The 9,018-nt window shown below is 35.1% G+C and carries 9 protein-coding genes; 4 read left to right on the top strand and 5 right to left on the bottom strand.

The annotated features are described in order from the left end of the window. Positions 1-1,193: RHS repeat-associated core domain-containing protein (locus DRF61_RS07615; RefSeq protein ID WP_167409411.1), on the top strand; the 1,193-nt coding region annotated here is incomplete at its 5' end. A gap of 1,086 nt (positions 1,194-2,279) precedes the next feature. On the opposite strand, the gene ruvC is transcribed toward DRF61_RS07615, so the two are convergent. Together ruvC and DRF61_RS07600 are read right to left on the bottom strand one after the other, a co-directional pair. Further along, a complete protein-coding gene (gene ruvC / locus DRF61_RS07605) occupies positions 2,280-2,834 on the bottom strand; it encodes a crossover junction endodeoxyribonuclease RuvC (RefSeq protein ID WP_040997663.1) in 555 nt (184 codons plus the stop codon). A 60-nt stretch (positions 2,835-2,894) separates the two neighbouring features. Then, positions 2,895-3,416: a 2'-5' RNA ligase family protein gene (locus tag DRF61_RS07600; RefSeq protein WP_111955620.1), complete on the bottom strand. Its 522-nt coding sequence runs from the start codon at positions 3,414-3,416 to the stop codon at positions 2,895-2,897. Between the two features lie 82 nt (positions 3,417-3,498). Here DRF61_RS07600 and DRF61_RS07595 point away from each other — a divergent pair, with 82 nt between their 5' ends. After that, complete coding sequence (locus DRF61_RS07595) at positions 3,499-3,822, top strand: PadR family transcriptional regulator (RefSeq protein WP_034746505.1); 324 nt, start codon at positions 3,499-3,501, stop codon at positions 3,820-3,822. After that, positions 3,819-4,544, top strand: a complete 726-nt coding sequence (locus DRF61_RS07590) for a hypothetical protein (RefSeq protein WP_146897172.1) — start codon at positions 3,819-3,821, stop codon at positions 4,542-4,544. Before DRF61_RS07595 ends, DRF61_RS07590 begins: the two co-directional genes overlap by 4 nt. 81 nt (positions 4,545-4,625) lie before the next feature. Here DRF61_RS07590 and DRF61_RS07585 read toward each other — a convergent pair whose 3' ends face one another. Further along, a complete protein-coding gene (locus DRF61_RS07585; RefSeq protein ID WP_228452693.1) occupies positions 4,626-5,603 on the bottom strand; it encodes a serine hydrolase domain-containing protein in 978 nt (325 codons plus the stop codon). 289 nt (positions 5,604-5,892) lie between these two features. Here DRF61_RS07585 and DRF61_RS07580 point away from each other — a divergent pair, with 289 nt between their 5' ends. Continuing rightward, the gene (locus DRF61_RS07580) at positions 5,893-7,302 is read left to right on the top strand and encodes a pyridoxal phosphate-dependent decarboxylase family protein (RefSeq protein WP_111955614.1); all 1,410 of its coding nucleotides are present in this window, start codon (positions 5,893-5,895) and stop codon (positions 7,300-7,302) included. A gap of 161 nt (positions 7,303-7,463) precedes the next feature. On the opposite strand, the gene DRF61_RS07575 is transcribed toward DRF61_RS07580, so the two are convergent. Both DRF61_RS07575 and DRF61_RS07570 read right to left on the bottom strand, forming a co-directional pair. Then, complete coding sequence (locus DRF61_RS07575) at positions 7,464-8,174, bottom strand: Dph6-related ATP pyrophosphatase (protein ID WP_111955656.1); 711 nt, start codon at positions 8,172-8,174, stop codon at positions 7,464-7,466. Between the two features lie 16 nt (positions 8,175-8,190). Continuing rightward, the gene (locus tag DRF61_RS07570; protein WP_111955612.1) at positions 8,191-8,961 is read right to left on the bottom strand and encodes a hypothetical protein; all 771 of its coding nucleotides are present in this window, start codon (positions 8,959-8,961) and stop codon (positions 8,191-8,193) included. Between the last annotated feature and the right edge of the window lie 57 nt (positions 8,962-9,018).

The following is a 9,018-nucleotide window of genomic DNA, read 5'->3' as shown; positions in this document are numbered from 1 at the left end:
CGGGTGCTGAACAGAATACAGATTACTTAGATGGATTTCAATATAACAATCTGGAAACATTTGGTTCAACGGTTCCTACGGTTCCAACATTAAAGTTTGCACCGACACCAGAGGGTTATTTTGATTTTGAAAAAAATAAGTATATTTATAATTACATTGATCATTTAGGAAATGTAAGATTGAGTTATTTTAATAATGGAGCAATGCTTGAAGTGGTTGAAGAGAACAATTACTACCCATTTGGATTAAAACATGGCAGCTATAACAGTTTACCTGGGAATTATAGTTATCAGTATAAGTACAATGGCAAGGAGCTTCAGGAAAGTGGGATGTATGATTATGGAGCTAGATTTTATATGCCGGATATTGGGAGGTGGGGTGTTGTAGATCCTTTGAGTGAACAATACAGAAGGCATTCAACTTATAATTACGCTGTGAACAATCCTATACGTTTTATTGATCCTGATGGAAGAGGAATAAATGATTTTGTCCAAAGACAAGATGGAAGTATTTATTGGGATAAAAATGCCAATTCTCAAGCTACAACTAAAAATGGGGAATACTATCTTGGGAAGGAACTTACTTTTAATTTTAGAAGCTACATTGATGGGAAACTTTGGGATGGTCCAACACCTCCTTTTATAGATCCTGCGGGAAACAAATTAACAAGTACATTGAAATTAACAGGCAGAGAGAATGAACAAGGAGAATTAACAAGTATGGTTGGAGAATTTTCTTCAGCACCAGGAATTACCCCTATTGGTACACCAAGAGATTTTTATCCAGGAGAAGGGGGGAGTAATAACGTATTTGGAATGAGTACTACTTCCACAGGAATTAATGTAAATTTTGAACAGCACGCAAGTGTATCTCCAATTGAAGAATTAGGATTAAATGCGGCAGGATTTAAGATTGTAGATGTTGCTCAAAAACTTAATATTAACTTTACTAATAGTAATGGCAATCTTTCAATAGAAGCTTCCACGAATGTATTTCCTTCGGCAGATCTAACAGTTTTAGGTAATGGTGATCCTTATCAGAATCATTATCTTTTAATGCAATATAATCAACCATCTTTTCCGGGGACCCATACCGCACCCAATGCATCAGGAATTACTGTAACTCCAAGAGGAACAACAGCCCCTAAAAGAGATTTTTCATATTATCCATCAAAATTTTATAAAAGAAATTAATATGCTTAAAACTAATTTAATCAGTACCTTTTTGTATTTAATAATTAAGTACATTTTTTTCTTTTTTCTACTTGCTTTTATTGGAGATCGATTTAAAAATATTGTTTTAGATAATGCTGGAACATCATCTGAAGTATCTAAACTTACTTTAAATTATATTTTATTTGTTTCAATATATACAATCCCTTTAATATTGGTTTTAATTTTACCTCTATATTTTATTTTTAAAATAAATAAAGGAATATATTTTTTACTTTCTGTAATATTATTTTTTACAATGGAATACTTTACTTATACATATTTGTATTCTCCTTCGGATAAAACTCTGGGGATTTATAATATTATAATAAGTGTAGTTTTATTATGGGTATTCTTCTATAAATCTATACGATTAAAATTTTCCTAATTGACAGGGATATTCCCAATCTGGCGCGGGTGTCTTTACGTCTCAAAAAAATAACCACTGTGAAAAACAGTGGTTTTATTTTAAAATTTATTAGAAATGCGATCTCTACTTCCATCGCTCCCACACGATTGTATCGTGTGGCAGATAAAAAAGAACCCATCGCAATTGCGGTGGTTTTTGTATTTTATGTTGCTCTGTTTCCAAATATGAAACAAACTATAGTGCAGCAATGTTTTTCTGTAAATAGTCTTTAAAACATTTTTTTGGAAACGAGAGTTTCAATGAGCTTTAGAAGAATATTTTTTTCTTCGTTGTCGAGTTAGTTGATAAGCTTTAGCTGTTCCAGAACTGCGGTATTTTCTATAGAAATCTCGTTGGTAACATTATTTTTTCATTTTACGAACAGTATAGATTATCAAAGTAATGCAAAGAGACTTGCAGAGGAAGAATGTATTTTAGTTGTAGAAACGTCTCCTTCATCATATATACTTCTGAGATGTTTAAAATTAAAGGCTATAACTTCTAATTAACAAGTCTTGTGAGTGTAACCATTATAACAGAAATTCAACCCAAACAAATGCAGGAATAATTAATAGAAAAGAACGGAAAAAAACTCTTGGAACCTAGAATAACATCTTATACTTATAAAAAAGTTCATATTTTATAAGGTAACTCATACTTTACTTCACCCTCCCCGGATTCTGTTTCAAAAAACTATCCCATCCGCTGTAGGATTTTGTATCTGCAATAGTCCCGGAATTAAAATGATGGCAGACTGCAACAGCCAAGCCATCTGAAGCATCTAAATATTTGGTAGGAAATTCTTTCAGTTTTAAAAGGTTCTGGAGCATTCCGGCTACCTGTTCCTTGCTGGCATTTCCGTTTCCAGTGATGGCCATTTTGATCTTTTTAGGAGAGTATTCCGTGATGGGAATATTTCTATACAGGCTTGCGGCCATTGCAACGCCTTGTGCGCGGCCGAGTTTAAGCATACTCTGCACGTTTTTCCCATAAAATGGAGCTTCCAGAGCGACTTCATCAGGATGATATTCATCGATCAGAGCTAATGTCTTATCAAAGATATATTTCAGTTTTGTTTCGTGGTTCGGATATTTTTTCAGGATCAGCTCGTGGATGGAAATCATTTCCATTTTACTTTTGGTCACGGAAATAATGCCGAAACCCATAATCGCTGTTCCGGGATCAATCCCTAAAATTATCTTCTCTGAAATCATGCTTCAAAGATAGGGTTTATAAATCTTTTTTGGTGAATTGTAATAAAGTTTGATTGAGCCTTATTTTAAATGTTTTTCAGCAATGGGAATCCATCTTCCGTCATGACGGAGAAGTAGAATTTTGTCGACTAAAAATTTAGTTTTGTATACTTTGGTCTTATAAACTTCCCATGCTTTCAGATAATTATCAAAACTAAGATTTCTGTAGCCAACAGTCATGTGAGGCGTAAAAGATTTCTTGCCAAAACTGAAGTGCTGTGTTACCCTTTGATGAAGTAAATTTAAATTTTCGTTGGCTTCAGGCTGTACAAAAATGACCGCATTTTTTGGATTGGGAAAACTTCCGAAACCATTCAGTAGTATTTCAAAGGGAGGAATATCCGTATCTATCTTCTGGAAAGCAGTATGAATATCACTTTCCAGTTCAAGTTCTCTTTCAAAAGGTGATAATAAAGTAATATGTGCATCATTGGTTAATGCTTTTGAATTATCATAATTCGCAGCAAGATCTTGTTTGAACACCTTTACTTCATCAATGATGCTCTGTGGAGGATAAATAGCGATGAAATACATTTTTTTCATACCGCAAAATAGATATTTTTCAGAAAAAACTTAATGCATAAGAAAATTATGCATAGATTTACAAGGTATAAAAACAAGGTTTTTGAAAAAGAACAGTCTTTACAAAGGAACACTCCAGAACATTATTCTAAAACTGCTTTCTAAAGAAGTGAAAATGTATGGCTATCAGATTACCCAGCGTGCCAAAGAACTTACGGAAGGGGAGCTTGAGATGACGGAAGGTGCGCTGTATCCGCTGCTGCATAAATTGGAGAATGACGGGATGATCACCTCAGAGATCCAAAAGATCAACGGTAGGGACCGTAAATATTACCTCCTGACAGAAAAGGGAAAGAAACACCAGGCTGTTCAAGAAAACGAAATGAAAAGTTATTTGTTAAACCTCAATACTATTTTTAACATATGATGACCAAAGCACAGGAAAAACAGGTTACAGATTATCTTATTTTTCAGGAACTTCCTCTTGATATTTTAGTGGAAATAAAGGACCATATGATCTCCCAGATTGCAGATGTTCAGCTTCGCAAAAATCTGAATTTTGAAGACGCGTTTCTGAACGTAAAAAAATCATGGGACGGAGAATTTAAAATGGTAAGTTACTTTTTATTTTCTCCTGTAGAGATTCCATTAATTGTAAAAAAGATCATTAAAGAAAAATTTAATATACTCCTGAAAAAGTCTCTTATAATAGGTCTTGCTTTCTTTGGAATTAACCTGCTGCTGATTTATTTTTCAAAAAATCAGGAAGAATACACAATATTTTTCAGACTACTGAATGGACTGTTTTTACTGATAATGGGGACAGTATGGTTATTAAATATTAAAATCTGGAAATATATGAGAACAGATTTTAAATACAAAGGAAAGTGTTTTTACACCTCATACCAGCAGAATACGGGTTTGATGGTAATATGTACGATTTCCATGTTGCAGATTGTTGGAAAAACCGGGCATTATGCTTACCAGTTTTTCAGAATGCAAAATACATCTGAAATAGCCGGGACACTTATTACATTACTTGTTCCCTTTGTTATGCAGACCTTTGTAATTTTCACCCTGTTCAATTTTTTTGAACATAAAAAGACCCTAAAAAGAATGCAGGATTTTCTTCAGCCTGCGGGCAATTGATATTAGGCAATAGCTATAAGTCCAATAGTAGCTTACAGTACATTAGGCTTAATTTTCTTATCTGAATTCAGGTTAAATAAATTAGTGTTTTGCTTTGAGCTGTAGCAAAGTGTTCTCAAGATGGTCCGTAATCTTTTTAACTTCCACATGAGGCCTGAAAGTTGAACTTTTTCCCTTTTCTTCATCCGCAATATTAGATAAAATAATAACAGAGGTTTTGGTTTGTGGATAATAAATATTCAGCGAAGGGGAGCCCTTTACATAGCCGCTGTGAAAATAACTTTCAGGGCTTCCGATATTGATCATGATGCCGTAGCCATAGCCCATTTTCCCTAAAATGGCATGATGTCTTTCCGAGCTTTTAGAAACAAACTGCTTTAAAGTTTCAGCTTTGAGGATTTTTCCGCTATAGATCGCATTATTCCAGATGTGGAGATCTTCTATGGTTGAAAGAATGCCACCCGCCGGAGTTCCTATATCCTTTCCTCCCAATCTTTTTGGCATATTCGGAACGGCTGTAAATTTTGTAGCATTTCCCAAATAAGCACCTGCAAAATTCTTACCCTCAAAGATATTTCCCGTGGAAGAATTTTTCATTCCTGCTTTTTTGAACAGCTCCATGACATTTTCATCGTATGATTTTCCTGAAACAACTTCTATAATTTGGCCCAGAGCATTAAAGCCGTCATTAGAATAGAAAAAATCCGAACCGCTTTTGAACATCAGCTTTCCTCCGAAAGTATTTAATCCCGAAGTGTGATTTAAAAGCTGGTGAATAGTAATATTTTCATACTCTTTGATTTGAAATGATTTCAGGTATTTGGATGCTTTGTCACTAACGTTCAGTTTTCCCTGTTCCATCTGAAGAAGAATAAGAGTAGCAGTAAACTGTTTGCTTACAGACCCAATAGCAAAAACCGTATTGCTGTCGATTTTTACCTTATTCTTGAAATCGGAATAGCCGTTTTCTTTCCTGTACAGTTGCAGAGAATCTTTAAATATGGCAATACTTCCATTAAAATTATATTTTTTAAATACAGAATCAATCTGCTGTTCCAAAAGTGTTTTTTGAAAAGCTGTAATTGTGGAATCAATAATTACATTTTTGTCAACCGGTTTTTGGAGAGTTTCAGTTTTACATGAAAACAAAAAGCAGAAAAGCAGAAGAAAGGAAACGTTTTTTATCACAGGTGTTTTATATTAAAAGTTACTGACTTTAGGATTGATACATATTTAAATGTAAGAAAATCCTTTGAAGTCTCAAAGAGAAGCAAAATTTGTGCTAAGCCAGGGTAGAATCTTACAAGTATTTAATATTTTTGAATAAATTATTTTACAATATATCATAATGAAAGAATATTTGAAAAGCGATTCAGTGCAAATAGATCATATACTTGAAATCATAAAGCAGCAAGGAACTCAATACTTGAATACCCTGGCAGAAAGGCCCACCTCTGTAAATAATAATCGGGCACCTGAAAACATAAGCTTGCCGGAGTCCGGTTTTGGAACTGAAGAGACTTTAAAAATATTCAATGAAAGATTTGAACCCATCATAGTAGGATCATCAGGGCCGCGGTACCTTGGGTTTGTAACCGGAGGCACTACTCCAGCTTCCATTGCGGGAGATTGGCTGGCAACAGTCTACGATCAGAATACTCAAACTACAACAGGCCAGGGAGATATCTCGGGCAATGTAGAAATGGAAACCATAAAGATGCTGCTGGATCTACTTAGCCTGCCGCAAAGTTTTCTGGGAGGTTTTGTAACCGGAGCCACAATGTCTAATTTTACATGTCTGGCGGTCGCAAGGCAATGGCTGGGAAAAGAGCAGGGAAGGGATATTGCTAAAGAAGGAATGTCAGGAACTGTTAAAATACTGACAGCTACACCCCATTCATCATCCATAAAATCGCTGTCACTTTTAGGGATAGGAAGCAATAATATTATAAAGATAAAAACTGCTGCAGAAGATCGCGAAGCGATTAACATACAGGATCTTGAAGATCATATCATACAGCTTAATGGAGAACCGTTCATCTTAATTTCCAGTGGAGGAACCGTGAATACGGTTGATTTTGATAATTTTACAGAGATCAGAAAGCTGAAAGGAAAATATAAATTTTGGTGGCATATAGATGCAGCATTCGGAGGTTTTGCAGCCTGTTCAGATACTTATAAACATCTTGTTGACGGCTGGGAATACGCAGACAGTATTACAGTAGATTGTCATAAATGGTTAAACGTTCCCTATGAAAGTGCGGTATTTTTTGTAAAAGAACAATACAAAATTTTACAGATGGAAACCTTTCAGAATTCCAATGCTCCTTATCTGGGAGACCCGTTGGAGAATTTTAATTATTTGAATTTTCTTCCTGAGAATTCAAGAAGATTAAAGGCGCTTCCTGCATGGTTTTCTATCATGGCATATGGCAGAGAAGGATATCAGGATATTGTAGAAAGCAATATAACGCTGTCTAAACAACTTGCCCAACTGATTGAAGACAGTAAGGATTTCAAATTATTGGCTCCCGTAAGGCTAAATACAGTATGTTTTACTTTAAAAGAGGAAGCAAAACAGGATCAGGTCAACAGATTTCTGGAAGCACTGAATGACACCGGAAAAGTCTTCATGACTCCTACTTTTTATAATAAGCATAAAGGAATCAGAGCTGCTTTTGTTAACTGGCAAACCACCGAAAAGGATGTCGAGCTGATATTTAATGTGATGAAAAACATAATAGCAACGCTAGAGTAGTCTGTTTATTCAGTAAAGTAATACTTCCCTGCGTATTAATACGTGAAACGGCTTTGTAAATTTTAAAAATCAATTATTTTCTTATAAAACTTGTTTATCATTGCGTTAATTTTTAATCTCGAATTCAGATTAAATTAAAAATCCTAGTAACTAATAGAATCTTATTTCAAAATAAGATCGCAGAACCAGAAAACATACTCACCGTCTTCATCTTCAGGATTTACTTGAGGTTTAGGGTAGGTTTTCTTTACTGTTTCTCCTATTTCAAACTGAACAGGATGTTTAAAGATAGGCCCATCAAAAGTAAATGTGTGGAATTCCCCGTTTTCTCCACATGGATCAACATTTTCAGGAAGATCATTGATGAAATCCTGGTCAATGATTCTTCCTGCAAAACTTTTGTCCAGATAAGTTTCATTCACACAGGTCACAATCGTTTTGAAGCCAAGATTAAGAAATTCGTGGATGAGGTCGGTTGTATCCTGCTTCCAAAGTGGAAATATAGCTTCCATTCCTATGGAATTCAGCTGGTCTTCACGGTATTTCCGGAGGTCTTCCAGGAAAATATCCCCAAAAACAGACTGCGTAATGCCCATAGCTTGAATGTCTGACATCGTTTTACCCATAATCTCACGGTATTCTTCCATGGAGGGTTCCTTGGGGAGTTCCATTTTAATCAAAGGCAATCCTATATTTTCGGCTTGCTTTTCTAAAAGTGAGACATGAACACCATGCATGGAAATCCTCTGAAACTCTTTATTGATACTGGTAAGCAGAGTTGTAACTTCAGTCTGATTTTCCTGTTGGATTTTATAAAATGCAAGGGCAGAATCTTTTCCACTACTCCAGTTGAATACGGCTTTTGGTTTCATTAATTCATTCTGCGTTTTATTTTGCTGCATCATTCATTTCTGCTTCAAATTGTGCTAATCCGGCTTTTGTGCTTCCTTTATCAGTTGCTGTTTGCCATTCTTTTTTTGCTTTGGTTTTGTCACCCAGACTATAATAATAGCTTCCTAAAACCGTATGGCCTTCAACCTCGCCCATGCTGATTATTTTTTGTCCTAACCTGATGATTTCAGGATTCTGTTTAGGCTTTTTCAGTTTGTTTTTTAAAACGGCTTCCATTCCGCCGACATCGTTCATGATCATCAATCCAAATTTCTCCATGCATGCCTTTGCAAGACCTCTGGTACATAAATCGTCAATGGTTTTTGTATAATTTGTCATTGCGTTTTCATCAAATAATTTGTCAAGATCATTGGATTTGGCTCTTGTTTTACGGTAATATTCATAAAGAAGCTGTGCGTTTTTCTTAGCCAGGGCATCATCTTTTCTGTTGTTTTCGGCAAGGCTGTCTTTCTTTAGGTCCCACTTGGTGTCCTTAACCCAGGTTGAATTACCGGTCAAACGGTTTTTAGACATTTTAAAAATAAAAATATCCTTATCCGGAAAAACAACCACAGAATCATTTTTCACAAAATAATCTCCTTTTCCATATCCTGCAATATCGACCTTTCCGTTACCATCAAAAGCAAAATATGGGTATAACGTTTCTTTAGAATTGGTCATAAAATAACCCTGGAGGTTGTTATCAGCTTCTTGAGCATTGAAGAGTCCGGAGGAAATAATTCCAATCAGGAATAAAATATATTTCATTAGTTAAAATGTTGCTGTTGTGTAAAAATACAAAAAACCTCAAAGAAATCTCCTTGA

Origin of the sequence: Chryseobacterium lathyri (assembly GCF_003290185.1) — a bacterium.
Lineage (GTDB): Bacteria > Bacteroidota > Bacteroidia > Flavobacteriales > Weeksellaceae > Chryseobacterium > Chryseobacterium lathyri.
This window is presented reverse-complemented; position numbering and strand designations above follow the sequence as displayed.